Source organism: Lyngbya sp. PCC 8106 (assembly GCF_000169095.1).
Classification (GTDB): Bacteria; Cyanobacteriota; Cyanobacteriia; order Cyanobacteriales; family Microcoleaceae; genus Capilliphycus.
Genome location: NZ_AAVU01000017.1, coordinates 85,096 through 110,736, shown reverse-complemented (window position 1 = coordinate 110,736; position 25,641 = coordinate 85,096). Strand labels below are relative to the sequence as shown.

The window sequence follows — 25,641 nt, the reverse complement described above, 5'->3', positions numbered from 1 at the left end:
GCAAGTAGTTTGACAAAATTTTTTTCTGTTCCCGATCGCGAAGACGCAACCCCAGACTAGACGATTAATTCAGCTCCAGTGTAGCATCTGAGAAATGGGGAATAGAGGTAACAGTTGGTGACAGACAAAAACAAATTCCGCAGCTTAGTCGCATTATTGCTTATTTGGCTGTTTAGTGGAATCAGCGATCGCCTTTGGTTTGCATTGGATCGTTCGGTTCCCGCTTGGGATCAGGCGGACTATCTCACCAACTCGTTAAACTATTGGCGGGCGCTACAACATCCCCAATGGTTTTCTTCGGGGTGGTGGGAACAGGTGTGGATGCTGTCTCCGAAAGTTCCTCCCCTGACTTACCTGCTGACGGTACCGTTTTACAACCTATTCGGAACGGGTACAACCCAAGGAACACTCGTCCATTTACTCTTTAGTGGTATTGTACTCGCTTCGGTTTATGGAATTGCCATTCAACTGTTTAACCGACAAATTGCACTCTGGGCTTGTATAATTGCTGCATTGTTACCCGGACTCTATGTTTATCGTCTCCAATACTTGATCGACTACCCGATCACCGCGATGGTAGCGCTAACTTTTTGTTGTCTAACCCAGTGGAAATATAGCCAAAAAAAATGGGTGTGGGCGATCGCATTTGGTGTATCTTTTGGGTTAGCACTATTCGTCAAACAAACGGCGTTATTTTTCCTGTTTGTTCCCCTAGTTTGGGTGAGTGTAGACAGCCTCAAACATCGACGCTGGAAAAGCCTCATTCAGTTGACTGTTGCTTTATCATTATCCATTCTCATTTTAATCCCTTGGGCGACAACCAACTGGTTACTGATGCTAACCTCTGGAAAACGAGCCACCCTTGACTCCGCAATAGCAGAAGGTGATCCCGCCTTAAATACCTTAGACGCTTGGACATACTATTGGAACTTACTTCCCTATCATATTTCTTGGTTATGGTTAATTGTTCCCACAGTCGGGTTTTTACTCTATCTTTTTTATCCAAAATTCCTTTCCAAACCGATCAACTTCTCCGCCTTACGTTGGTTAACCGTATTTTGGATCGGGGGATATTTTTTATGTTCACTAAATATCAACAAAGACTTTCGCTACAGTTTACCCTTATTACCCATTTCTGCAATTTTTCTCGCCTACGGTTTGACGTTATGGCCCCAACGTTGGGGAAAAATAGTCAGAGGAATAACCCTTAGTTTAGCCATTGTTTTAATGTTACTCAATTTATGGCCGATTGGCGGCGTTTGGGGGCGACGAATGGCGGCTTTTCTGAGTCCCGGTGGCGATCGCATTGCTTATTTAGGTTTACAATGGCCCCATAAACAGGTAATTAATGAAATTATTCAAACTGAACCCTATTTACAGTCTACTTTAGGTGTGTTACCGTCAACGCCAGATATTAATCAACACAACCTCAATTATTACGGCGCTTTGCGGGATGAACAGGTTTATGGGCGTCAAGTGGGAACTCGCGTCGAACACGTCGGTCAAGACTCGTTATCACTCTCTTGGTTTGTCACGAAAACGGGTCAACAGGGGATGGTAAAACGCATTAATGAAGCCCAATTTGCTATTGTCCGAGAAGTTGAACAGGGGCGACAATTTCAGTTACAGAAACGGTGGTTATTACCCGATAATACCGTTTTAAATCTTTATCATCGTCAGACCCCTTATATTGAAGTTTCTCCTCAACCCGATGCGTCGGAAAAAGTTCAACTTTCTCAAGTCATTGTCTCCCCAAAAGTTCCCCCCAATGCAACAATTCCGATTATTTATGTGTGGTCTGGTTCTTGGGAACAGCTTCACTCGGGGTTAGTGATTTTAACCTGGAAATTGCAAACCCCCGCAACTGCGATCACTTCGTCTGAGTGGTTACATGATCATGCGATCGCCATGGGGACTTTACATCCGGGAAGCTTAGAAAAAAATCAACAAAAAACGGGTTTTCAAGTTCTCGAACGCATGGGGATGTTACCGCCCAAAGATATTTTACCCGGAACTTACCGCCTAGAAGCGACCTATTTAAACCGAGAAAGCGGAGAAACCTATCCGATCGCTGTTCCGTCTGTTACTGTTGAAATTGATCCCCAGGCTGCTAAATTACCCGCACCCGAATTAGATCTCGTTTCTCAACTGCGTCAGTTAGCGCTAAATTTACCCCAGGGAGTACCCGGACTCGAACCTGTCTTTGATCAAGTCGGACGAATTAACCAATATGATCCAATTCAAGATTATACTGTTGTTGCAGAAAAGACGTTAAGTTATCGCTTACAAACTGCACCCGAAAATTTAGATTATGCTTATGCTTTGGCTTTAGCAACGGTTTTACAACAAGATGCACCCACTGCGATCGCGGCTTTAGAACAAGTCACCCAACTCGATCCCCAAAACCCAAACGCTTATGCTTATCTGGCTTTTATTCATCTGTATGCTTTGCATCCCCAAGCCGCAGAAAAAGCCATTCAAACCGCGATAAAATTAAACCCCGATCAAAGTGAATTCCAAGCGTTAAGAGGAATTTCTGCTTTGATGCAGGGAAATCTAATTCAAGCTTGGCAGGATCTACAAGCCCTGCGTTAAGGTTTAAAGGTTTAATTGACTTTCACTTCTGCGGGGATCAACTCATCATCAACAATTGCGCCTTGTTCTTTGAGAGTGAGTTTGGTGGATTTTGATAACCCTGTACAGCCTATAAAACTAGCATCTTTGACTTGAGCATGACTGAGATCAACGCTGCTGAAGTGGGTTCCGCTCAGGTTTGCGCCTGTGAGATCGGCATCAGTGAAGTCAACACCGATAAAGCTAGCACAGCTTAAGTCTACATGACTCAAATCCCACCCTTTTGCCCCTTGGGTGACGATTTTCTGCACTAAGAGCCATTTTTGACTAAGTTGAGTGTTTTCGTCGATTTGGGTGCCATTGAGGTTGACTCGACAGAGTTCTACGCCTGTGAGGTTAGCCCCATTCAGATTCGCCCCTGTCAGGTTTACTCCCGTCAAAACGGTATTGAGGAGGTTGGCGTTGCTCAGGTTAGCATTTTGGAGTTTGGCGTTGCTGAGGTTGGCACCATTGAGGTTGGTATTCACCAGTTGAGCATGAGTCAAGTTGGCTTCTTTGAGATAAGCATTCAGAAGTTGGGCTTCGCTGAGATCAGCACGGGTGAAGTTGGCTTCGCTCAGGTAAGCGTCACAGAGATCAGCACCTCGGAGACGGGCTTCGCTCAGGGTAGAATTCGTGAGATTGATCCCTCGGAGGTTCGTTTGGCATAAGTTGGCATGGGAGAGATCTGCACTGATCAGGTTAGCCCCACTCAGGTTAGATCCGCTTAAATTAATCCCAATCAGTTTTATCCCAATGAGAAAAGCCTCCTGGAAATCTCTCTTACCGTGAGCGTAGTGAGCGAGAAGTGTTTGAGTTTCCATGATAATTATTGAGGAATAGGTAAAAAATGTGAAGTTAAGATTCGATTTAGGAGAACCTGTGATAGGATCCTACAGGTCTATTCAAAACATTTCCGTCTTAATTATGACGAATCCATCACCTCTTTTTTCGGTAGAATGAATGGTAGATCAGTGCTTTTTTTTACGAGTGCGACGGGCAGATTCGATTAATTTCCTACGATAAGGATCGGCATCAGTACGCCAGTAGACGCGATGACCTTTGATTTCAGCGCAGTGTTCTTCTAAGCACTTCAGCCAACCCAGGCGAGTTTGAATTGCCCGAAAATTATCTAATAGTCCCCAATCCTCCTCTTGACGAGTGAGTTTGGCGAAAGTCTCATAGTAGGGGTATTCTGGCGTAATATAGGCTTGCTTACAGTGCAGAATGGGTGGATTAGGCCCATCGTAGCTCTGATAAGTGACATGGAGATCGCGTAGGTCGATTTCCATTTTAGTGTCTAGAGCTGGATGCGGATCAGTATCAAAATCCGGATAAAACAAGTAGGTGATTTTGGGTTTTTTGACGTGAAACTTAATTATAGTTGTTCCGGCTAACCGACCTAGAGTTCGGTTTGCACAACCTTCGTACAAACGGAGTAGGGGGTCTAGTTTTTCCAAGGCGGAAATATGAACCCCTAGAGAGTGAGAATATTTTTGACCGATAGGACTATTTGAACAACAGTCTGCGATCACTTCTAGGCTTCCCATACTATATAACATAATATCAGCTAAAGCACAAGCTTTCTTATAGCTGCCAAATAGCCCTTTTATATCATTGCGAACCCCTTCTGAATGCTGAGAAAGTTTGGGGCGATGACTAAACTGACTTAATGCCAAATAAACTAAAAAATCCTGACGACGGCGATCCGCTACTTTTTCCCAATCTTCGGGATCAGTGGCTTGTAAAATGACCTTAAATGCTCTTTTAAATGTCCCAAATTCTGCTCGAATTTCGTCTTCATTGGCCAGTTCCCCAACAACCGGAATTCGTCCGCGATCGCTAACAAATTTGATCAAGGGTTGAAGTAACGGTTCATAGTCTTCAAACCGTTTAACTTGTGTGCAGATTCTCGGAGAAATTAGACGAGATCTATAGCGAGATGCTCGAAAATTTTCACCCTGACTTCCGTTGCGAAACACCACATAAACGCCAATATCAAGCGGAATAGAATTTACCTCTAACACTTGATCTATATAAACTTTGAGTTCTTCTTGCTCATAATATTTCTGAAAAGTATTCCGATTGGTAATAACCCCATCTCCATAAGCAACAATTCCGCGATCGCGATCATCAATTAAAATCTGGGCAGCAACAATTAAAACCTGTTTTGTCAGTTCCCAGGCATTCACCAAAGCTTGGCGTCGTTCTCGTTGACATTCAATCACATTAATGATGTAACCCAAGTTGACAATATCCGCTTCTTTTAAAGGGGTATCAGGAGAATAGTAAGGATCCCAACCTGAACTTTCATACCCTTTTTCGACCATGCGTTCAATGTCACCTCCGTAGCCACATCCATAATCAAAAAAAGTAGTATTTTCAGAAAATAAATCGGCTTCTAAAACTAACTTCACAGGCCGGGAAAGAGAACGACGAACTAAAGCCGCTTTGTGACGTTCTATCTTCGGAATGGGGACAAACTCTAATGGATTTTCTTGATCCCCTTCTATCGAAACAATGCGATGATCCCGAATTTCTACTCCTTTTCGAGCAAGATATTGTTGCCATCCTTCACGGGTTCCAATAGTTCGATAGATACGTTTGTCTGAGGTAGAAATGGATTGATGTTCACCAGAGAAACTGAGTTTAGACTCTAATAGTCCCAGTTTTTCTTCTGCTTGCGTCAAACGGGCGAACTTGTCATAGTCAGGATAGTCAGGGGTAACAAAGGTTTCTTTACGATGGAGAATGGGTGGGTTATCGCTATGATCATAGTCGTGGGTTTTGAGGTGACGGGTTTGTAGATTAACCAACAGACTCGCTGTTAAAGCCGGATGGGGATCACTGTCAAAATCCGGGTAGAATAGATAGGAAACAACAGGTTTATGGGTATGAAATTTAACGATTGTTACCCCTTCGATATTCTCTAATATTTGCCGACTCCAAGACTCGTAGAGACGCAAAGCCGGATCAAGATGATCAATCGCGCTGATATGAACGTAGAGGGCGTTGGGGAGTTTTTTACCAATCTTACTCTGTTGAGAATAGTAAGCGATCGCGTGGGGTCGCCTCAGGTGTAATAGAAGATGATTGACGACTTCACAGACTCGTCCAAAACTTCCAAAAGTGCTTTTGATTTCCTGCTGTAGAGATAGGGGGAATTGAGACAGGGAGATTAAGGGAGGTGGAAGTTGAAAGAGATTTGCCTGTTGAGCCAGAGAGAAGATCAGGTCATTGAGGTTGCGAATTTGGGAAGCATCGAGTTGAGTTCCAGGAGCAGGAACAAGACGGGAATCCGTCGAGAAGGGCATTGTTGCTGCAATCTCACTGATACTCATTTGCTTAACCCAGAATAGTAGAGAGATTTATCTTAGAGCTAAGTATACAGCAAATGGGATATTTTACGACAAAAAATATAACGTTTTGGCAAAAACTGGGGATCACAGAGAGGGAACGAGCGCGAATTCTCACCGATGACAAACCGAAAGAGCTAAATTTCTAGGATAAACGTCGCGCCTTTTGGGGGATTATTTTCGACAAAAATTTGACCTCCATGAGTTTCTACAATCATCTTACAAAATGCTAAACCCAACCCAATTTGTTCAATCCCTTCTACGACAGTTCCCACTGCATACTTTTTAAAAATAACATTTTGTAGTTCTTTACTCACACCCGGGCCTTGATCATAAATGTAAATTCTGACTTGAATGGATTCCTGTTCAGGATACTCTACTCGAAAGCGAACTACACTGTTATTTGGAGAGAACTTAATAGCATTGGAGAGTAAGTTATCGAGGACTCGCCGAAATAAGTTGGGATCGAGATTTACTTGTTTTTGAGTTGACGGAACTTCGGAAATCAATCTAATTTTTTTCTGAGTCGCTATCGTTTCAAAATCAAAAACAGTTTGTTCAGAAAATTGACCAAAATCTATCGTTTTTTGAGTAAGAATCAAATTTCCAGATTCCAGTTTTGCCATCACTAATAAATCATTGGTTAAGGATTGTAATCGTTGTCCACAATTGACGATACGTTGAACTTTGTTTCGGCTTGATTCTGAGAGTGAATCTTCTTTTAAAAGTTCTCCAGCAAAGAGAATACAAGCAATCGGATTTCGCAGATCATGGACAATCATGTGTGACATTTCTTCCCGTAATCTGAGAATATCAGCGAGAGTATCCCGTTGTTGTTGTAAGGTATCATATTGTTGTTTAATTCGCAGCATTGAACGAATTCTCGCTCGAAGTTCAATACTACTCGCAGGTTTACTAATAAAATCATCTGCTCCTCCTTCCAAACAACGAGCCATCTCTTGTTTAGAATTGAGGGCTGTTACTGCAACAATTGGAATATGAGACCATTGAGGATCTGATTTTATTTTTTGACACACTTTTACCCCATCCATCTCTGGCATCATTACATCTAAAAGGATGACATCTGGTTTAAATAAAGGCAACCGTTGTAAGGCTTTTATCCCACTAGAAGCATAACTTAATTCATATGGTTCTTCTAGCAATTGAGCTTCGATAACATCAAAATTATTGGGTTCATCATCGACAATTAAAATTTTTGCACCATTCATTTTTTTAAGTCAAGTAATAAATCAAAAAAATCAGAATTTTTGGGTCTAGAAATGAATCAATGTCATCTTTCAAAACTCATGTTTTTTTACGATCAATCATCTCAGGTTTAACAGTCATCTCAGGTTTAACAGTTCTTTGATTTTATCCGATAACGTTTTTAAACTAATGGGTTTGCTCATATAATCATTTGCTCCAGCTTGCAAACAGTGTTCACGTTCTTGACTTCCCACTAAAGCCGTTAATACAATAATAGGAATTGCAGCCGTTTCTGGATTGGTGCGGATTTTACGAATGGCTTTTTTGCCATCAAGTTCTGGAATTTGAATATCAATAATAATTATTTGAGGCTGATATTGTTGGGCATATTGAACCGCTTCAATACCGTTTTTAGCCAAAATAATTTGATATCCTCGGGTTTCTAAATAATCAGCTACCGTTTCCGCATTGGCTGGATCATCTTCTGCAATGAGAATGGTTGGAGATCCTTCAAAAAATGAGTTTGAAAACTGAGGTTTAGCAGTTGTCAATAAATCTTCTGTCGTTTCATTAAGATTATTGTTTGCAGACAGTAACGCATCTACAGTTTCAGGAACAACCGTAGAATTCCAGGGAAGTGTAACAATAAAGGTACTTCCTCGCCCCACTTCACTGTCAAGAGAAACGGTTCCAGCGTGCATTTGAGTAATTTGTCGAACTAGAGCTAACCCCAAACCCGTACCGGAATATCGGCGAGAAAGACTACTATCAATTTGTACAAAAGGTTCAAATAAACGGACTTGATCTTCTGGAGCAATACCAATTCCTGTATCAGTAACACTCAAATGTACACAATTATTTTGAGGTTCAGTCTCAATCTTCAGTAAAATATGATTCCCTTCTGGGGTAAATTTTACCGCATTACTGAGGAGATTAATTAAGACTTGACGAATACGAAGTTCATCGATGTTAATAATCACCGGAACAGGAGTGGCAATAAACTGTAATTGGATATTTTTTTGATCGGCTTGGGGTTTAACAAAATTAAGGCTAGATTGACAAAGTTGAGTCAGATTAACCGCAGAAAGCTGTAACTCCATTTTGCCTGATTCTATCTTAGATAAATCGAGGATCTCATTGATGAGTTCGAGTAAATGTTGACCACTCTGTTCAATCGTTGATAGCGATCGCAATTGTTCGGCATTGAGAACTCCATAAACCTCCTGTTGCAAGACCTCCGATAAGCCTAAAATCGAATACAATGGTGTTCGTAATTCATGGCTCATATTTGCCATAAATTCATCTTTGAGACGGGTTGCTCGTTCTAACTGAGCATTTGTTCGACGTAGTTCAACTTCTGCCCGTTTGCGTTCAGTGATATCTCGACAAACACAGACAAATTCGCCGCTATTGGTCAGAGTCAGGGAGAATTCTTCGAGAAATGTACTTCCGTCTTTACGAATGGCTAAAGCTTCGCCCCGTGAATATCCCTTTTCCATCAGTTTAGCAATAACTTCTCGATCAATGCGATCGCCTTCTTCTGGGTGATAAAGACTCTTCCAGTTACGGTTTAATAATTCGTTGGCTTCGGTATAACCAAACAGTTCTAAATGGGCTTTGTTCAGGTAAAGATAGTCTCCCATTGGGCTAGTAATTGCAATTCCTTCGCTGGCGGCTTCAATCGCAGTTAGCTGACGTTTGAGTTGTTCTTGGGCGAGTTGACGTTCAGTAGCTAGAGCGATCGCACTGACCGCAGCAGCTAATAAACTGATTTCGGCTTCATCCCACTGACGATCATCTTCATCGTTATCAAAACCAATTAATCCAAAAAATTCACCTTTAACAATTAGCGGAAATAATAATACGGTAAAGATGCCCACAGGTTCAAGAATTTGACGTTGTTCTGAGGTCATATCGCTTAAACTCTCACAAATTGCTTCACCTTGAGCAAGTTTTTCAACCCAGGACGAAAAACAGGGGGTATCATAAAGTTGTTGCAGAACAGAACGGTTGAGTCGAGAAGTTGCATCCGGAGCCGACCAGTGAGACATATAATACAAATATGGACGCTGAAACTCATCGTAATAGTGTTCAAATACATAAACCTGACTGGCATTCGCCGCTTGACCTAAGATAGAAAGCACGAGTTTGTATAAATCACTTTGAGAAGTAGCACACAACAGTTGACGCTGCACTTCTACTAAAGCGGTGAGATAATTATCTCGTTTTTGGAGAGCGGCTTCTGCTTGTTTGCGTTCTCGAATATCCCGAGCAATTTCGCAGAAGTAGGGGATACCATGAAAGTTTAATTCGGTCAGGGTAATTTCTACTGGAATGGCTTCACCAGTTTGGGTATGATGAATAGACTCTAATAACAGGGATTTTTGGTGTTTGAGACGTTGGCAAAACTGTTCCCACTGGGGCGGAGCGTTTAGGGTTTGATCAATTTGCCAAATTTTGAGATTGGAGAGTTTTGCACTCGAATAGCCCAAACTTTCACAAGCGGTTTTGTTAACATAAACAATCTGACCTGATTGATCGACAATAACAACACTTTCTTGGGCATTATCGAGGGCAAATTCGACCAGTCGTAAACGATCTTCGGTTTGTTGACGTTCGGTAATATCAAGAGCAACAGCTAGAAATAAACGTTCTTGTTGATGTTCGATCAGTTGAAAGTGAACTTCTACCGGGTATAACGTCCCATTTTTCCGTTGATAGGCGGCTCTAAAAATTATTTTGTGTTGTTGATGATTTAATAAGGGATCAATTAACTGTTGAAATTTTTCTGGAGTCAGTTGGGGTTTGAGTTTAATGGCTGTTATCTGTTGAAGTTGTTCGAGGGTGTAACCCAGATTTCGCAAAGCACCTTGGTTAGCATATTGAAATTTTAGGGTTTCGGCATCAAAGATATAGATTTCATTTAAACTTGCATCTAAAATGTTTAATAAACGAGTTCGTTCGTCAATTTCGGCTTCTAGATCGGCGGTGCGTTGTTGAACTCTCGCTTCGAGTTCTTGGTTGAGTTGCTGTAGTCTTTGTTCGGCTTGTTTCTGTTGAGTAATATCTTGGGTGAGAACGACACCCGTTTGTATGGTTTCTTGATCGATAATGGGAAAAAAGTAGACGAGATAAATATGATCTCCAAAGGGAAGTTCAGCAACAAATTCTTCTCCAGCTAAAGTCCGATGATATAACGGTTCGATTAGTTCGCAGGTTTCTTTTGGTAAGGCTTCCCATATTGTTTTCCCTTCCATCTCCTGTTTAGAAAGTCCCACTTCTGCGAGTCCTAAACCACCAATCAGGATATACCGTAAGTCGTGATCAAACATCATTACAGCACCGTTGGGGAAGTTCTCGACTAACATTTGATAACGGGCTTCACTACAACGTAATGCTAATTCTGCTTTTTTACGTTCGGTAATATCTTCGTAGGTTCCCACAACGCCGATAATTTCTCCCTCTGCATCTCGCAAAGGCATTTTATGGCTTCTTAGTAACCGTGAAATGTTTCCGACTTTTGTGATGGGTTCTTCAATATTGAGTTTGGCTTCTCCAGATGCCATTACTTGATGATCATCGGCGCGATAGAGTTTGGCTTCTTCTTTCCACGGCATATCAAAGTCAGTTTTACCAATGATTTCTTTGCTAGAAGATAAACCTCCATCCACACTAAATTGGTAGTTACAGCCGAGAAAATTTCCTTCTTTATTTTTCCAAAAAACAGCTTGAGGAATACAATCTAGAACAGAACTTAACAGGATTTGATTGTCTTGCAGGGCGCGTTTGACTTCGACGTGAGCGCTAAGATCTCGACTTTCTGCGATTAATAATATAACCTCGCCTGTTTGATCTCGAAGTGGACGCAAAGCAAAGTCTGTGGTTGCGACTTTACCCCCTACTATTTTGACATTAACTTCATAGTAAATTGATTCTCCAGAAGCAGCTTTAGCGATACTTTGACGGAGTTGGTGTTGGGTTTCTGGGGAGATTGTCCACCAGTAAGTTTCCCAAAAGGGACGGTTAATAGTTTCTTCGCGTTTTAAACCACCAAAGTCTAAAGCGGTTTGATTGACATCGAGTAAAATTCCCTCTCGACTGAGTATTGCTGTACATTGAAAGGTGTTATTCAGAAGGGCTTTGATTTTTTGATTACTGGTTTTAGTTTGGGCTGTAAGTTTAGCATTGAGAGTTTTTATTTTTTGACGAAGTTGGTCTTTTTGGATTGCAATTGAAAGTTGAATGGAGAGTTGATCTAAGAGTTCTATTTCTTCGGGTTTCCAGTTTCGGAATTGTTCACAGTGATGAGCAATTAAAGCTCCCCAATTTTGAGATTTTTGAGGGGGTTGATCATCAGATGATTCTAAATGGATAACGACAGGAATAGACAAATAAGATTTAATTTGAGCTTGCTCTAAGTTTTTAATTGTCTTTTCTGTTAGTTTAGATTGATATAGATTGGAAATTGATTGTCTTTTCGTAAGATATTCACTCTGATTTTCAATCTTAAAAGATTCTAGATCGCCATATTTAAAGTTAATTGATTGGGCAATATTTTTAGGACAATCATCCGCCAAAAACTGATACAATAAAATGCGATCACAACGAAGAATTTGTCTGATTTCATCAACGGTGGTTTGAAGTAGGGTTGTTAAGTCGAGAGATTGATGAATTCGTTGATTAACAATTTGAGTGATTTGAGTGTTGTTCATGGCTTGAGTGGTCAATTCTCGTGATTGATTTTGAGTTCAGTTCCTCCTCTTCTGTTATAAAGTATTTTTCCTCACTCTTTCATCCGTGAGTATACGGAACTCTACTTCACTCTCATGTGATCTTGAGTCAAACTCAATCGGTGAGGAAGTTTTACCCCTTATTAGTGTTGTCTTGATCTCTATATTAAAGCTTCATAATTGTGTCAGCAGCTTTATCATTACTTTACAAAGTCTTGAGTCTTTTGTATTGAAAATATGAATCTTAGTTTTTCGACACTTTGATCCGTTCTGCTTTGATTTGAAACGGCAAAATCCGGGAAACTTAATGACTGCTTGATGTTACAGCCACTAAGCGTCCAGGATTCAGTGTTCTCCTTTCGGCAGACTTAATTCAGTTTCAAATCAATTTCAACAGGTATTATTCCGCAGCAGGTGCGAGTTCAGTGGAACCTGTGGCGCGTTTACGAGTTAAGGTATTAAACAACATTAAACCAATCGCTTTGATCAAATTCCCTTCGAGTTCATTGAACATTTTCATGTTCATTCCGAAGGCGGCGTTGGCTTCAGCAACAATCCGATCGGCTGTGGCTTGATCGATGGATAAATCATTCATAATCTGGCGATAATTGGCTTTGAACGCCTTCTCATCCGGAATATCCTTAAATTCGTAGAACTGGATACCTTCGCCTTCTGAGAGGTTCATACCCCGTTGAGCGATCGCTTTGAGAATTTGTCCACCAGATAGATCGCCCATGTAGCGAGTGTACAGGTGAGCAATTAATAATTCGGGTTCGGTGTTAGAAATTTCCCGAATTCGGGCTACATAAGCTTGAGCTGCAACTGTAGGAGCGATTTCTTCACGCCAGTTGGAACCATAGAAATAGTATAGGTCTTTTTCCAAACTTTGCTTACGATTGAGTTCGGGAAAATACAGCCGAGAAAGAATGGGATGGTTATGGTGACGTTCCATCTCCTCTTCCATTGCCGAATAGACAAAGTAGAAGTTTGCTCCTAATGTTCTGTAGGAGGTTTTCTCAACGGTTCCTTTCAAAAAGCATTTGATAAAACCCACATTTTCTGCCATGGTGTGGGATTTTTTCGTGCCTTCTCGCAATTGAGTTGCTAAATTAACGCTCATACTAAAATCCTTATATCCGAAAGCTTTTGTTCAACATCAAACATCTCTATACTGAGATAGCGATGATTTCACCGCCTAAATTGTTACCTTAAACTGATTTGCTGAGAAATGATGTTAAGATTTGTCACAACGGCTACCGATCAGCAGGAGAATTGAGGCGGAGTAACTGATTTGAATTTCCTCTATGTAGCTAAAAAACGGCTTAAGATTGCACTTTAGCATGATCCGCGATCGCACTTAACTTGACTGGTTCGACAAGAGATTAGGTAATCATTACTACGCCTCAAGATGCGAACCCCTCAATATTGCCATGAATTAATTAATGCTATTTTGAATTTTGGTTTCAGGAAGGTTAATAAAGGCTTCTAATTTGATAGATTGAGAGGATGTTTTAAGCATTTTGTCACAATAAAAAAACATCATGATCTATTATAGTTTAATTTGGGTTACGGCAATTTCCCCCCTAAAACAAACATCAACATCAGTTTCGGGAGTGCGTTGACGTTGACCATAGTTGCCAATATAGAGATAATTTTCCCCTTCTACTTTATAATCAATCGGTAAAGGTTTTGTTGAGGGTTCACAAAATACCATTTTAGGTTCGGGTGCGTCGGGTTCAAGATAGGGAAAATTCACATTCCAAAAACTTCCCGGTTCCAGAGGACGATTCAGTAAGTCTTTTAAAACAGTTTGACTCCAGCGTTTTGTTTGTTCCCAATTAACAGGTCTTCCGTCTTTTCTATACTGCGATAAAGCAATTCCTCGAATTCCATGAAATGCAGCTTCTCTCACCGCAGCCACTGTCCCAGAAATGTAGACATCTATGCCTAAATTTCCACCGGAATTAATACCTGAAAGAACCCAATCAATTTGCGGAGATAAATGGGTAATTGCTAGGCGAGTACAGTCAGCCGGAGTACCCGCAACAGCGTATTCTGTATCTGAACGACGTTCCACAGCAATGGGTGATCTCGTCGTCACTTTATGACCACAACCGGATAATTCTTGTTGGGGGGCGACAAAAATTCCTTGATGGTTAATGACTTCTGATAATGCTCGAATACCCGGTGCATCAATACCATCATCATTGGTTAGTATAATCGTCATTTTGAAGTTTAGCACGTGAATGGGAAAGACAGTAACAACCCGTTACACAGATTATTTTAAGTTAAATCTTGCGCTTTTTCCCAACTTTTTAATCCTCACCACATTAAAGCCAGAATGCAGACGCCGCTAACCCCGTTAGAAATGCCGGAAATATCCATCGCAGCCAGTTATCGAGGTCAAGTGCCAGAAACTGGAGTTTGACTTCAGCCAATTCAATCGTTGTGACGGTTTCCACTAATGCCAGAAAAACCAGCACCATCGCACCAATCACAAACTTATCAAGAACGGTTAAATAGGGAACCTGGGGTAAACTTTGTTGGAGGGTAAATTCATAGGTAATCAGGCTGAGGATTGCGGTCACTGAAATCGTTACTTGAGGCATAATTTGACCCGGAGGAAACCAAAAAACGGCGTAAGACATCAAAACAATCAAGATTAAAGGTAAAATAACACGAGTGATATAATAAGCTGTGTAGCGTTTCACTTTGAGTTCATAGTCAAAGCAAACAAAACTTTGATTAAGTTGAGCAATATGACGAGAACCGTTATGAGCAACGGGAATGTTTGTAGACCAGTTAGGGAGTGAAATTTCTTCGGCTAATCCCGTGAGATGATGATTCACAACAAACTGAACTTCATCTGGACTAAACACAAACGACATGATTTGAATTCGCAGGGTTTGTTCGTCAAAGGGAAAGCGTTTTAGGTTTAAAGGAGAGGAGACTAAACCATGAAATCTCTGTCCACAAACCACCGTTCCATCAGGTGCAACGACTGTTGTTTCAAAGTTTTTGGTTAGGTTTCTTTGGTTAAAAATTCGCGCCGCAGGATGCCAAATTTCATCTAAATTTTTACGACAGGAAGCAATAGAACAATGAGACTGGCTCATAACGAGATGCGGATCTTTCCATCTAAATTCTATAAAAAAGTCCACTTCAAAGCTTTGTCTAGCTTCATCAATTTTAAATAAATCAATCACGTAAAGACCGACAGAAACTTCTGTCGCGCCTTGCTCTGAAAAAGGACGTTCTTGGACTAAAAGTTCTCGGGCTGGGTTGATATCGTCTTCAATCGTGATCTTGGCGGTAACTGTAGACGTTTTCGGGAGAGCGGCGACTAAATTCTTGAGCTGCATTAATTTAAACAGATAATTTTTTATAGACTCAAAATCTTGATGATCTTATTTCTAACTATACAAAATAAAAGATTATAACTTTGTACAATTGCTTACATAAAAATTGAAGTCTCTGAGATACATTTTACAGACAGACAATTTATCAGTTTTTCTCTAGGGTAAGAACGTCGCACAAGGGAAGAAGCGATACAATGAGTAATTTTCTAAAAACATGAAACCCGTTTTACAGGTCTTGCAAAGGGGGTTATAAAGCGTTGAACATCAAGCCTTTATTAACAGTTAGCAAAGCATTAAATTGTCAGATTTTAGAGAATGGAACCCATTAGTCCAAGCAAGATGGGTACAATCATATTCTACAGCAATTTCAGCCAAACAATTCATTAATATTAATCCTGCACCTTGACTTCGACTATCTTGATCAACATACAAATCATCTAGCCAAATACTCGGTTGACCTACAAACGAAGAATATCTAAATCCATACAATGCAAAGCCTATTTCACACTCGGAATTCTCGACAAAAATAACATAAGCAAAAGGAATTTTTCCAAACAGTGTTTGACGAATTTTATCTTCAGAAACCCGTAATACACCCAAAAAAGCTCCAATATTGCGGTCAAACTCTGACTTTTTCTGAATAAACGATAAAATCAGCGAAACATCATCGACAGTCGCACATCTAACGTTCATCATTTAAGTTAAAATAGAACCCCCCAACATTCGTTCAAACCGTCGGTTCAACTCCTGTTTCATTAACGGCCAACGGTTTAACGTGTCATCCTTTTCGATCACTTTTTGAGCAGCATCTCTTGCCAATTCTAACACTTCGCGATCTTCAACTAAACTTGCTAATACAAAATCCGGTAATCCCGACTGACGAGTTCCCAAAACTTGACCTGGCCCTCGCAGCTGCATATCCATTTCTGCGATAAAAAATCCATCTTGAGATTGTTCAAGAACTTGTAGCCTTTCTTTGGCTTCTGGTGTCGAACTTCCAGCCATTAATAGACAAAAAGATTTGTGTTCACCTCGTCCGACTCGTCCCCGTAATTGATGCAGTTGAGATAAACCAAATCGTTCTGCATTTTCAATTAGCATCACCGTTGCATTCGGAACATCAACCCCCACTTCTACAACCGTTGTAGAAACCAAAATTTGAGTCTTTTGATCGCGAAATTGACTAATTGCTTCGTCTTTTTCCGCACTACTGAGACGACCATGTAATAAACCAATTTGAAACTCTGGAAAAATTTTAGTTTGCAATTTTTGATGTTCTTCTACGGCTGAACGAACATCTAACTTTTCGGATTCTTCAACCAACGGTAAAACCACATAAACCTGTCTTCCCTGCACAATTTCTCGCCGCATTAAATCATAAGCTTCCTTGCGTTGTTTCCCCATTAAAATTGTTGTTTGAATCGGTTGGCGTCCAGGAGGAAGTTCATCGAGTTGACTCACATCTAAATCACCATGTAACGTTAACGCTAATGTCCGGGGAATTGGAGTTGCTGTCATAGTTAAAACATGAGGAGATTCCCCTTTTTGTTGGAGTCTGGCGCGTTGCTGTACCCCAAAACGATGCTGTTCATCAATCACAACCAATCCCAATCGATGAAACTTGACTGTATCTTGAATTAACGCATGAGTTCCGACTAAAACAGGTAATTCTCCCGTTTCTAATTGCTTGTGAATCTGGCGACGTTTAGCGGCTTTTGTTGAACCTGTTAACAGTTCAACGCTTAAGTGCATTAAATTAAACCAACTCACTAACTTACGATAATGTTGTTCGGCTAACACTTCTGTCGGTGCCATTAAAGCCGCTTGATATCCGGCTTGAATTGCCGCTAACATCGCCACAACTGCTAAAACTGTTTTTCCTGCCCCTACATCCCCTTGAACTAATCGATTCATCGGTTCAGAAGATTGTAAATCAATCAGAATTTCTTTGATCACTCGTTGTTGGGCATTGGTAAATTCAAAGGGTAAAATTTCATCAAACTGTTGAATCAATTTTCCAGTCGGAGCAAGAACGGCGCTAGTTGTTGCTTTTTTTTGAGATTGACGTTGTTGTAATAATCCTAACTGTAAATAGAAAAATTCATCAAAAACTAAACGGCGACGGGCTGCGGCTAAACAGTCTCTATCTGGCGGAAAATGAATATTTTGAATCGCATCTTGTACCCCAATTAATTGATAGAGATCCAATAAACCTTGAGGTAAACTATCTTGGAGTTGACTGGTAGTTGGTAAAACGGATAAAACCGCTTTTCTCACTAAGTCAGCGCCTACCCCTTCACTGAGGGGATAAACAGGCACTACTCGACCAATTTTCATCGAGTCAATTTGACCGCCCGCTTGGTCTAAAACTTCCAATTCAGGATTATCTAAAGTAATCCCATATTTATTGCTTTTAACCAACCCCGAAGCCGCGATAATCGTACCCTGTGGATAGTTGTATTTTTGCTTATTTTGCCATCCAGCATTGCTAAATCTTGGCCCTGCAAAAAAACGACTAATTTTTAGGTTGCCAGTATTGTCTGTTAACGTTAAATCTAAGATCGTTAATTTCTTATTTCGAGGACTACTAAAACAGTTACATCGTTTAACTTTTGCCACTAACGTTACTGTTTCTCCCGGAACTAAATCACGAATCGCAACTTGACGGGCGTAATCAATATGATCTCGCGGATAATAGTACAATAAATCATAGACCGTATATAGACCAAGTTTCGCTAAACGATCAGCATTTCTAGGCCCAACAACTTTAGCTAAAGGTTGTTCTAAAGAAGAAGCTGCGTTGGGAGATTTCTCAACAATCGGTTGAGTTTGAATGGGAGAATTGGTCGGAATAGATGCGGGAATAGAAGGGGGAGGTGTTTGACTTTTGGTGGTGATTTCTTCGACTTTTGAACGATTATTAATTTGACGCTCAATCTGCAATAAAAATCGCCGCGTATCATCGAGAAGGTTTTCTCGTTCTTGTAGCGTTTTTTCTGAATAGTTCCCAAAAGCATCAACCATTTGTTGACAGCGATGTTGGGATTCTGCGGGAATTTGGTTTAAAAGTTCGTTTAAGCTAATGTACAAAAACTCGTGAAATTGATGATGCTTTCCCTGAACATTATTGAATCCTCTTTCGGCTTCAACAGCAATGGCTTTGTGCAGGCGTACCCAGTCAGGTTGGTTACTCTTCATTGTTTCAGTTGAGTAAAAGATAGAAGTGATCTTAGCGTTTCTTGTTAACGTTATTTGATGTCAAAGTGAATCTTTATTGTGGAAAATTAAAAAGTTATAGGTTTAATTTACCTCTGTATTATAGGGTAGCATGGTTAAGTAGCTCTGCTCTACAAGTATAGAAGTTTTTCAGGCAAGAAAATCAAGAAAATTGCGTTTTATTTGACAATTTGGGATTTTTTCGGTAAGATTAATACTATAAGCTAGTCTGGGTGACATCGTATATACACTTGAACTAAAAGTCAATATGTAAGCACCGGAATGCAGTCCGTCTCAGCTACTACCCCTTTAGTCTTTAGGATTCTCCTCAAACCAACTAGAACGCCAAGCCGCTTCCGCTTCCAAAACCGCTCGTTCTCGTTGTTTCTTCTGATAACTACGCCCCACCTTATTTAACTGAGCAGAGAGATGGCGAATTTTATGACGTGCAGACATCAACGTAGCATCCGCAAATTCAATCTCAGACACCCGCAAATGCACCGCCATCAAACGAGTCACATTCGTAACCCCCTCATCCTCCTCCAAATTTTCAGTTTCAATCATCAAATTGAGTAAATTAGGCGGACTCGCAACCGTTTCAGCAGAGGCTTCCGCTTGAGACGCCGCTTCTAAAACCGCCTCAGGAAGATGGTGGGGAAAAATATTGGCTTGTTGTAGGGCAAAATTGGTATCGCGAGAGAGCGTTCTCAACAGCGTATTAATTGACTTTTCGAGATCATCTTGCCATTTCGCTAACCGTTCAGGAAGACTTAGAACCTTCGGCGTCGGTGGTTGTAAAAGCAAATCCGCAGAAAGTTCTAGTGATTCATCTTCTGAGGTGAAAGCTTGTAACGGATCATACTCATCAGCATCATCTTCTTTTTCGAGTTCGGGTTCTTCGGGTTCAGGTTCTTTTTCCTCTAAAGCTTGAGAGGCCGGAGAAATTTGAATCAGAGAAATCAACATTTTTTGAGCATTTGCGGCTAGAGCTTGTAAACTCTGTTGAAATTTCTGTCGTTGTGAATAGGAAAGCTTCAGAAAATATTCAGGATAACCCTGAGTACATAAATGATAATTCGCCAGAATTAATTGTTGGCGCATAGCGTTTCCCAAAGTGGTGAGATAATTCTCATACGCACCATCAAAGTCCTGAGCTAATTTAAAGATAGCCTCTTCTAAAGAAGCAATATCTTCCTCTATGCCTTTAAGCGATCCTGTCATTTCTAGCGATTAAATGAGAAAAGCGTTAATAAAAATGGAAAATTCAGTCAAGTCAGGGGAAAGTTCTAGAAGTGAGTTATACGGTCAAAAAAATCAGAAAACCCTCTGATTTTAAACTCCTTTTAACTGAAAAAATTAGAATATGATCTTCTAACTTTACACTCAAAAGAATTAACTTGTTTAGCCCCAATCTAGTCCAATTAAAATCGTGATCGGGACTAAACAAACGGCACTACACTCTCAGTTGGATCAAGAAAACAGTGCTTATTCAGCAGATTCTTCCTCGCTTTCAATCCCTTCACCTAAAACAAAGCGAGAAAAGCGACGCACCTTCATATTTTCTCCGAGAAGGGCAATCGTTTGTTTAACCAATTCTTCGACCGTAATATTTTGATCTCGAATATAGGGTTGATCCATCAACGTCAATTCTTTTAGACGCTTATCAATCCGCCCTTGAACGATTTTTTCTTTAACATTATCAGGCTTTCCTGAGAGATCATCGCGCTTCATCTCAATGGATTTTTCCTTTTCGGCGATATCGCTAGGAATATCTTCTAAACTGACATATTCCACATTCGGACAAGCCGCAATTTGCATCGCGACATTTCGCACGAGGGCTTGGAACTCCTCACGACGAGCAACAAAGTCAGTCTCGCAGTTGATTTCAACTAGGACTCCAACACGACCCCCAGTGTGAATGTAGCTGCCAACCAGTCCTTCACTTGCCTTGCGACCCTCCATCTTACCAGCTTTAGCAATGCCCTTTTGTCGCAGCCACTCAATGGCTTTGTTCATATCGCCATCTGCTTCTTGGAGTGCTTCTTTGCATTTCATCATACCTGCGCCTGTTTTGTCGCGCAGTTCTTTGACTACTTTCGCTGATATTTCGGCCATCTTTTCCTCGGTTCCTTCTCTTGAATTTTTTTAGTCGCGCTGAGACATCTATTCCAGAGACATCTGTTAGAAAATATTAACAAATTGCTGCCCACATTCTCAAGGTAAAGGGCGCAAGCCCCGAAACAATTGGCTTGAATGGACTGATGCGCCCTGATGCTAATTTGAAGTCAGTTCAGAATCTCAGTTGATTTTACTCCTCTGAGTCTGAATCGGTGCTTTTTTCGTCAGTTTTTTCAGCTTCGTTGCTAGACTCGCCACTCACCTCTTCTTCCTCGAAGTCTTCTTCTGCACCTTCGTAGTCTTCATCAAATTCTTCTGCAAAATCGCTATCCGTCTCTAACTCGCCGTGACGTCCTTCATAAATGGCATCAGCGAATTTACCAACGATTAACTTAATCGCCCGAATTGCGTCATCATTAGCAGGAATGTGAATATCAGCTAAATCTGGATCACAGTTGGTATCCAACATCGCAATAATCGGAATTCCCAACTTGCGACATTCCATCACCGCGTTATGTTCCCGTCGTTGGTCAATCATCACCACCGCATCAGGAATTCGGCGCATTAACTTAATGCCACCTAAATATTTTTGCAGCTTCTCAAGTTCTCGTCGGAGCATCGACGCTTCTTTTTTGGGAAGATAATCGAGTTGACCGCTTTCTTGGCGATATTCGAGTTCCTTGAGTCGGTCTACCCGAGTTTTGATGGTCGTCCAGTTGGTCAGCATTCCCCCTAACCACCGTTGGTTCACATAATATCCCCCACAGCGCTGGGCTTCTTGGGCGATAATCCCCGCAGCTTGACGTTTGGTGCCGACGAATAGAAATTTCTTTCCTTGTTCAGAGGAACTTCTGATATATTCGTAAGCTTCCTCCATCAGTTGAGCCGTTTGTAGCAAGTCAATGATATGAACTCCGTTACGCTCTGTATAGATGTAAGGAGCCATTTTTGGATTCCAACGACGAGTCTGATGTCCGAAGTGAACTCCAGACTCTAACATTTCTGCGAGACTAATAACAGGCATTATTTAACTCCTTTCGGGTTAATCCTCCATCCGGGGGTTGATTTCTGAAGCTCATTGCTCAGAAACACCCGAAACCCTGGATGTGCGAATTTTAGACAACCTCTCGATTATAGCAAAATCTAGAGCTTTTTTACTTTGATCTAGCCAGCCAGAGCATAGTCTGTACAAAGCTAAAATCGTCTTGAGTTGACACAAGGGGATGAAGGACTTGTGCCGGACTTGGAATAACTCCGGGTATCTACACCTTGTTTTCCCCGATTTGACTTTGATTTCGTTTTCAAATTGGACTGGCAGAGTATAAATGGATATTCACTCGTCTGTCAACTTTCCTAAGTCGCATAATTTTTACTACACTAACTCAGAGATTTTACGGGTCTCTAATCCCAATCTTTAATTCAATTCATAACGAACATCCGTAGAATTACTGAGAATTCAAAACCAATAAAGCAAATTAAACAAAAAAGTACGTGTAAACCCGGAAAATTCACATATTTTTTTTCAAAAAAACTCCGTAAATAAAAGTGATCAACATCACACAAACAACCAGCTTATTTAAGTATTATAGTCTTGTAAAAGTCCTAGTATATCTATATCTTAACGATAACTTGAAGAATGTAAAGACTCAGTAAAAAAGAGCTAAAGTTATTTCCAAAAAAGTCAATCGTAGCTAAGATATAAAAAGAAAAGAAAAGCCTGGCACAAACCCAAAATACTCAAGTTTTTAAATTCAATCAGGAGTCACCCCCCCCCATGAAAACTAAACTATTTGCTCTATTAACAAGTCTGACAACTCTCACAACTGTAGTTGCAGCAACAGCACCCGCTCAAGCGGGAGAAATCGATGACTTAATGGACGCTTTTTATCAGTTTGCACCCACTCAAGACCGTATGAAAATTCAGTCTGATGGTGTAAATCTTAAGGAATTTGACCTCACAGGTCCTTTAACCGTTAACCAATACAACGCCAATCTAGAAGCTGTATTTTTAGGTGAAGCTGCCGGAAGCACAAAGAACGTTTTAGATTTCTCAGTGAGTTCAGGTGATAGTAACGATAAATGGTCTAATATTTTTGCCTACAAAGATGATGTACTTGATCCCAGAACTGGTATGGGAGTAGGTAGTTTTAATAAGAACTCTAACAGTAAACCTGGCTTAAACATCGGTTCAACTTTATCTCTAGGTGAATTTCAAGCCGGAAGCACTCTAGATTTTGGACTCACCAGAAGCGACAACGCAAGTTTTGGATTCAGCCTCAGCAGCGCACCGGGACAATTTAAAGGTTACACTCTGGCTGGATTTGAAGATTGGATGATTATTGGTCTTGAAGATAATAACAATACTGAGGACAGTGATTGGGACTACAACGATGCTGTATTTGCAGTCAAACTCGGTACTCCAGCAGCGAGTGTTCCTGAACCCTCCATGATTGCAGCTTTGATGGGTGTTAGTGCTGCTTTTGGAATTAGCCGTCGCAAGAATGCTAATAAGTCCTAATTTTAGCTAAACAACTCCAATCAACATCACGAATAACTAAATTAACCTCCATCTTTAATGATCTAAAGTGGGGGTTATTTATTTTTATTGTTTAGAGTGATCAAAAGAAACAAAAATCTAGCCCCACCTCATAGGAGACGGGGCAAATCCCCCCTATTTTTAACTCTTAATCGCGGTTTCCATCAGAATTTGGTGAGCGCTCAACTCTTTATCCGATGAATGACGGCGAACATATTCACCATCTGATTGCAAATCCCAAGCTTGACGGTTATCACAAAGCAGAGTTCCCAAGATTTCTTGTAAATCTTTAGCGATTTCTGGATCTTCTACAGGAGTCACCGCTTCTACCCGTCGATCTAAATTGCGAGGCATCCAATCCGCTGATCCAATATACACCTCCTCTTGACCCCCATTATAAAAGTAGAAAATCCGAGAATGTTCGAGGAAACGTCCGACAATACTAATCACCTTGATATTGTCACTAATTCCCTTCAAACCTGGACGTATACAGCAGATTCCCCGAACAATTAAATCAATTGTCACCCCAGCGCGAGAAGCTTCGTATAAAGTCGAAATAATCGTCGAATCGACTAAAGAATTCATCTTCGCGACAATACGCCCTGTTTCTCCACGTTTTGCCTGTTCGATTTCCCGACGAATAAACGTCAAAAAGCGATCCCGCATATTCACCGGAGCAATCAATAGTTTTCGGTAAGATTGTTGGCGAGAATGTCCGGTGAGGAAATTAAATAAATCCGTGAGATCCGCCCCTACATCTTGACGACAAGTGAAAATACCAATATCCGTATAAAGTTTTGCGGTTTTGGGGTTATAGTTGCCCGTGCCAATGTGAACATAGCGGCGAATTTTACCTTCTTCTTGACGAACCACCATCACCACTTTTGTATGGGTTTTGAGTCCCACAACCCCATAAACCACGTGAACGCCACTACTTTCAAGCTTACGCGCCCATTGAATATTATTTTCCTCGTCAAAGCGGGCTTTGAGTTCGACTAATGCGGCGACTTGTTTGCCATTTTCAGCGGCTGTAATCAAAGCGTTAACAATCGGGGAATCTCCAGAAGTGCGGTACAGCGTCATTTTGATCGCCAGTACGTCGGGATCATAAGCAGCTTGTTCGATGAAACGTTGAACGGTGCCGGAAAAAGATTGGTAGGGATGATGTACAAACACATCTTTGGCGCGAATGGTGGAAAAAATATCTTTCGCCGCTTCGCCATTATTAGAGGAATCAAAAACATCTTCACTTTGTTGCACCCACCGAGGTGAAACTGAATGCCAAGATTTGTCTTTTAATTCGGGTAAAGGGAGCGCCATAAATGACATCAGATCCTTTAACCCCAATACTCCCTCAACGGTGTAAATATCTTCAGATTCTAACTCCATCTCCTCATAGAGCATTTCTTTAATTGAGGAAGGCATGGTGGGGTTAATTTCCATACGGACAACTGAACCGCCGACCCGACGCTTGCGGAGTTCTTGCTCAATCACTAAAAGTAAGTCATCCCCTTCATCTTCCTGAACCGATAAGTCAGCATCACGGGTAATGCGGAAGGGATGATATTCTAGGATATCCATTCCCGGAAATAAAGATTCGAGGTTATGGGCGATCACTTGTTCGAGAGGAACTCCTGTCCAAACACTGGGCTGTTCGTTTTTCTGGATGCGGAGGTTTTCGGGAAGGGGAACAAACCGGGGGAGCAGTTTGGGGACTTTGACGCGAGCGAGTAAGTCTTCTTTGGTTTCTGGGTTTTTGAGGACAACCGCTAAGTTGAGACTGAGGTTGGAGATGTAGGGGAAAGGATGACTGCGATCAATGGCTAACGGGGTGAGAACCGGAAAAATTTGTTCCTCGAAATAGCGTTGTAGGTAGGTTCGTTGTTCTTGGTTGAGATCAATATAGTTAAGGATATGAACACCAAACTTAACTAATTCCGGTTTGAGGGTTTTCTCAAAATATTTGTGTTGTTCAGATACCATTGGGAGCAGCTTTTGATGAATTTCGTTGAGCTGCTGTTGCGGTGTACGACCGTCGGGGGTTAACTTATTAACTTGAGCTTCTTTTTGCCGCTTCAAACCTGCGACTCGTACCATGAAGAATTCATCGAGGTTAGAGCTATAAATGGCTAAGAATTTTAGACGTTCAATCAGAGGGGTGCGTGAGTCTAGGGCTTCTGCTAAGACTCGACGGTTAAACTCTAGCCAACTTAATTCTCGATTAAAGTAGTATTTGGGATCGCCTAAATTAATGTTGTCAGATGCTTTGGTTTCGGTTTTTTCGGTTTTTGCCATAGTCTTATGTGTAAGGAGGTTGTCCAATCAGTATAATTAATTACTGCAATTGCAGATATCTAGTGCGGAAAGTCCAGCGTTCTGGTAATGATGAGAAGTTTAGCACTGCGAGGGAAGTCAGTCGTTAACAAAATGTTAAACTTTTTCTTTGTCGCTCAATTCAGCCTGTGTTTTGCTGATCAGCAGAATTATAAATTATAAATTGATCACCT

At 41.0% G+C, this 25,641-nt stretch carries 15 protein-coding genes; 2 read left to right on the top strand and 13 right to left on the bottom strand.

Annotated features, from left to right (window positions below):
- Window positions 1–117 precede the first annotated feature (117 nt).
- Window positions 118–2,595: a phospholipid carrier-dependent glycosyltransferase gene (locus L8106_RS13400; RefSeq protein ID WP_009784858.1), complete on the top strand. Its 2,478-nt coding sequence runs from the start codon at window positions 118–120 to the stop codon at window positions 2,593–2,595.
- Window positions 2,596–2,606: 11 nt separating this feature from the next.
- On the opposite strand, the gene L8106_RS13395 is transcribed toward L8106_RS13400, so the two are convergent.
- The 12 genes from L8106_RS13395 to rpsB all read right to left on the bottom strand — a co-directional run bounded on the left by L8106_RS13395 (window position 2,607) and on the right by rpsB (window position 21,622).
- Window positions 2,607–3,437, bottom strand: coding sequence for a pentapeptide repeat-containing protein (locus tag L8106_RS13395; protein ID WP_009784857.1), 831 nt, complete (start codon window positions 3,435–3,437; stop codon window positions 2,607–2,609).
- A 147-nt stretch (window positions 3,438–3,584) separates the two neighbouring features.
- The gene (locus L8106_RS13390) at window positions 3,585–5,954 is read right to left on the bottom strand and encodes a DNA phosphorothioation-associated putative methyltransferase (RefSeq protein ID WP_009784856.1); all 2,370 of its coding nucleotides are present in this window, start codon (window positions 5,952–5,954) and stop codon (window positions 3,585–3,587) included.
- A gap of 152 nt (window positions 5,955–6,106) precedes the next feature.
- Window positions 6,107–7,198 (bottom strand): hybrid sensor histidine kinase/response regulator, encoded by a 1,092-nt coding sequence (locus tag L8106_RS13385; RefSeq protein ID WP_009784855.1) that lies wholly within the window; start codon window positions 7,196–7,198, stop codon window positions 6,107–6,109.
- Between the two features lie 114 nt (window positions 7,199–7,312).
- Window positions 7,313–11,887 (bottom strand): PAS domain S-box protein, encoded by a 4,575-nt coding sequence (locus L8106_RS29600; protein WP_009784854.1) that lies wholly within the window; start codon window positions 11,885–11,887, stop codon window positions 7,313–7,315.
- Between the two features lie 418 nt (window positions 11,888–12,305).
- Window positions 12,306–13,025: a heme oxygenase (biliverdin-producing) gene (locus L8106_RS13375; protein WP_009784853.1), complete on the bottom strand. Its 720-nt coding sequence runs from the start codon at window positions 13,023–13,025 to the stop codon at window positions 12,306–12,308.
- Window positions 13,026–13,454: 429 nt separating this feature from the next.
- Window positions 13,455–14,132 (bottom strand): 5'/3'-nucleotidase SurE, encoded by a 678-nt coding sequence (gene surE / locus L8106_RS13370; protein WP_009784851.1) that lies wholly within the window; start codon window positions 14,130–14,132, stop codon window positions 13,455–13,457.
- 103 nt (window positions 14,133–14,235) lie between these two features.
- Window positions 14,236–15,267 (bottom strand): hypothetical protein, encoded by a 1,032-nt coding sequence (locus L8106_RS13365; protein WP_009784850.1) that lies wholly within the window; start codon window positions 15,265–15,267, stop codon window positions 14,236–14,238.
- Between the two features lie 279 nt (window positions 15,268–15,546).
- Window positions 15,547–15,960: a GNAT family N-acetyltransferase gene (locus tag L8106_RS13360; protein WP_009784849.1), complete on the bottom strand. Its 414-nt coding sequence runs from the start codon at window positions 15,958–15,960 to the stop codon at window positions 15,547–15,549.
- A complete protein-coding gene (gene recG, locus L8106_RS13355) occupies window positions 15,961–18,462 on the bottom strand; it encodes an ATP-dependent DNA helicase RecG (protein WP_009784848.1) in 2,502 nt (833 codons plus the stop codon).
- Between the two features lie 327 nt (window positions 18,463–18,789).
- The gene (locus L8106_RS13350) at window positions 18,790–19,701 is read right to left on the bottom strand and encodes a hypothetical protein (RefSeq protein ID WP_009784847.1); all 912 of its coding nucleotides are present in this window, start codon (window positions 19,699–19,701) and stop codon (window positions 18,790–18,792) included.
- 264 nt (window positions 19,702–19,965) lie between these two features.
- Window positions 19,966–20,595, bottom strand: coding sequence for a translation elongation factor Ts (gene tsf, locus L8106_RS13345; protein ID WP_009784846.1), 630 nt, complete (start codon window positions 20,593–20,595; stop codon window positions 19,966–19,968).
- 193 nt (window positions 20,596–20,788) lie between these two features.
- Window positions 20,789–21,622, bottom strand: coding sequence for a 30S ribosomal protein S2 (gene rpsB, locus L8106_RS13340; protein ID WP_009784845.1), 834 nt, complete (start codon window positions 21,620–21,622; stop codon window positions 20,789–20,791).
- A gap of 750 nt (window positions 21,623–22,372) precedes the next feature.
- Here rpsB and L8106_RS13335 point away from each other — a divergent pair.
- The gene (locus tag L8106_RS13335) at window positions 22,373–23,116 is read left to right on the top strand and encodes a PEP-CTERM sorting domain-containing protein (protein ID WP_009784844.1); all 744 of its coding nucleotides are present in this window, start codon (window positions 22,373–22,375) and stop codon (window positions 23,114–23,116) included.
- A gap of 159 nt (window positions 23,117–23,275) precedes the next feature.
- Here L8106_RS13335 and ppk1 read toward each other — a convergent pair whose 3' ends face one another.
- On the bottom strand, window positions 23,276–25,429 hold the full coding sequence (gene ppk1 / locus L8106_RS13330; RefSeq protein ID WP_009784843.1) for a polyphosphate kinase 1: 2,154 nt from the start codon (window positions 25,427–25,429) through the stop codon (window positions 23,276–23,278).
- Window positions 25,430–25,641 lie beyond the last annotated feature (212 nt).

What these genes read in the sequence shown, in the direction of transcription:
- surE (WP_009784851.1), bottom strand. Translation starts at nt 14,132, where the DNA reads ATGACGATTATACTAACCAATGATGATGGTATTGATGCACCGGGTATT.
- L8106_RS13350 (WP_009784847.1), bottom strand. Translation starts at nt 19,701, where the DNA reads ATGACAGGATCGCTTAAAGGCATAGAGGAAGATATTGCTTCTTTAGAA.
- L8106_RS29600 (WP_009784854.1), bottom strand. Translation starts at nt 11,887, where the DNA reads ATGAACAACACTCAAATCACTCAAATTGTTAATCAACGAATTCATCAA.
- L8106_RS13360 (WP_009784849.1), bottom strand. Translation starts at nt 15,960, where the DNA reads ATGATGAACGTTAGATGTGCGACTGTCGATGATGTTTCGCTGATTTTA.
- L8106_RS13375 (WP_009784853.1), bottom strand. Translation starts at nt 13,025, where the DNA reads ATGAGCGTTAATTTAGCAACTCAATTGCGAGAAGGCACGAAAAAATCC.
- tsf (WP_009784846.1), bottom strand. Translation starts at nt 20,595, where the DNA reads ATGGCCGAAATATCAGCGAAAGTAGTCAAAGAACTGCGCGACAAAACA.
- L8106_RS13335 (WP_009784844.1), top strand. Translation starts at nt 22,373, where the DNA reads ATGAAAACTAAACTATTTGCTCTATTAACAAGTCTGACAACTCTCACA.
- recG (WP_009784848.1), bottom strand. Translation starts at nt 18,462, where the DNA reads ATGAAGAGTAACCAACCTGACTGGGTACGCCTGCACAAAGCCATTGCT.
- L8106_RS13390 (WP_009784856.1), bottom strand. Translation starts at nt 5,954, where the DNA reads ATGAGTATCAGTGAGATTGCAGCAACAATGCCCTTCTCGACGGATTCC.
- L8106_RS13365 (WP_009784850.1), bottom strand. Translation starts at nt 15,267, where the DNA reads ATGCAGCTCAAGAATTTAGTCGCCGCTCTCCCGAAAACGTCTACAGTT.
- L8106_RS13395 (WP_009784857.1), bottom strand. Translation starts at nt 3,437, where the DNA reads ATGGAAACTCAAACACTTCTCGCTCACTACGCTCACGGTAAGAGAGAT.
- rpsB (WP_009784845.1), bottom strand. Translation starts at nt 21,622, where the DNA reads ATGCCTGTTATTAGTCTCGCAGAAATGTTAGAGTCTGGAGTTCACTTC.
- L8106_RS13385 (WP_009784855.1), bottom strand. Translation starts at nt 7,198, where the DNA reads ATGAATGGTGCAAAAATTTTAATTGTCGATGATGAACCCAATAATTTT.
- ppk1 (WP_009784843.1), bottom strand. Translation starts at nt 25,429, where the DNA reads ATGGCAAAAACCGAAAAAACCGAAACCAAAGCATCTGACAACATTAAT.